The organism is Subtercola lobariae, from assembly GCF_014640255.1.
Lineage (GTDB): Bacteria > Actinomycetota > Actinomycetes > Actinomycetales > Microbacteriaceae > Subtercola > Subtercola lobariae.
The window spans coordinates 1-1277 of the sequence record NZ_BMGP01000018.1; the positions used below are offsets into that span (position 1 = coordinate 1).

A 1277-nucleotide genomic window follows, 5' to 3' on the forward strand; every position below is an offset into this window, starting at 1 on the left:
AGCAGCGCAGCCTCCGGTTCATCACCCTGCCGTCGGGGATGGTGAAAATGATCGGCCTGCTGCCACCCGAAGACGCCGCATCCTGGCTCGCGATCGACGCCGCCACCCAAAGCCCCCGGGTGCGGCCGTCGTTTCGTGCTGATCCGGCCGATACGGATCCTGACGGTGGAACTACTGCCGCCCGGCGAAGCGGCGGTGACACGGGCTCTGGGAGGGCCACTGTCGCCGCTGATACTGCGGCCGGCAACGATCACGGCGACGACGATGAGGCCGGCGAGCCGCCGGTGGATGTGGTGTTCGAGGATCCGCGTACTCGGGATCAGAAATGTTTAGACGTTTTCACTGATGTGATCCGGAGGGGTGCGACGTTGCCTGATGTGCCTCGTATCAACGGTGCCGCCGCAGTCGTTTCGGTGCATGCTGATCTTGAGGACATTGTTGCCGGCCGCGGGGTGGGCTGGGTACCCGGCATCACCGAACCGTTACCCGCGTCGAGTGTGCAGCAGCTGCTCTGCCACGCCGACAGCATGACCACGGTGTTCGGTGAGGGCGGGCAAGTGCTCTGCCAGGGCAAGAAGCAACGCCTGTTCACGACCCGGCAGATTCAGGCCATGGCGGCCCGTGACGGCGGATGCGTCTGGCCACGCTGCGACCGGCCCCCGTCCTGGTGCGAAAGTCACCACACAACCCCCTGGACCTCGCAAGGCTACCTCCCAGGCCGTACCGATGTGGACCTCGGCGTGCTCCTGTGCCATTTTCACCATTCCGTCGTACACAAAACGGGGTGGACGTTGATCATGATCAGCGGCGCACCACACTTCATCCCACCCGACAGCCTCGACTGGACACAAACCCCGAGACCCGCAACCCAGCAACGCACCCGCACACGACTGAAACCATTGAAACTCGGCGACCTCCCCAAACGCTCGGAACCCTGGCACCGCACCCCAAACAGCACGGCCAGCACGAGCACGGCAAGCCGCGGCGGCGGTGATAGGCCATGACCCGTACGAGCAAAGAACTCTGCCCGCAGCCGGGCCGGGCGGCGATATGCGGTGGCCGGGCGACGAAATCGGCCCACGAACGCGCCCACACGAGTCACCACGAACGCGCCCGCACGAGTAACCATGAGAGCGGCCACGGGTGCGGTTGTCGCGCGTCAGAATTGTTGGCAGGGGTAGTTAGTTGCTGATGCAACGCCCCAGCTGAAAGGTCTGAACTGATATGAGTCGTCCACCGACGATCCCGGCGGAGAAGAAGCTCCGTATTGTGTTGTC

At 64.3% G+C, this 1277-nt stretch carries 1 protein-coding gene; it reads left to right on the forward strand.

Annotated features, from left to right (window positions below; all coding sequences use genetic code 11):
• Positions 1-1004: DUF222 domain-containing protein (locus IEX24_RS19345; RefSeq protein WP_188681423.1), on the forward strand; the 1004-nt coding region annotated here is incomplete at its 5' end.
• Positions 1005-1277: the final 273 nt, after the last annotated feature.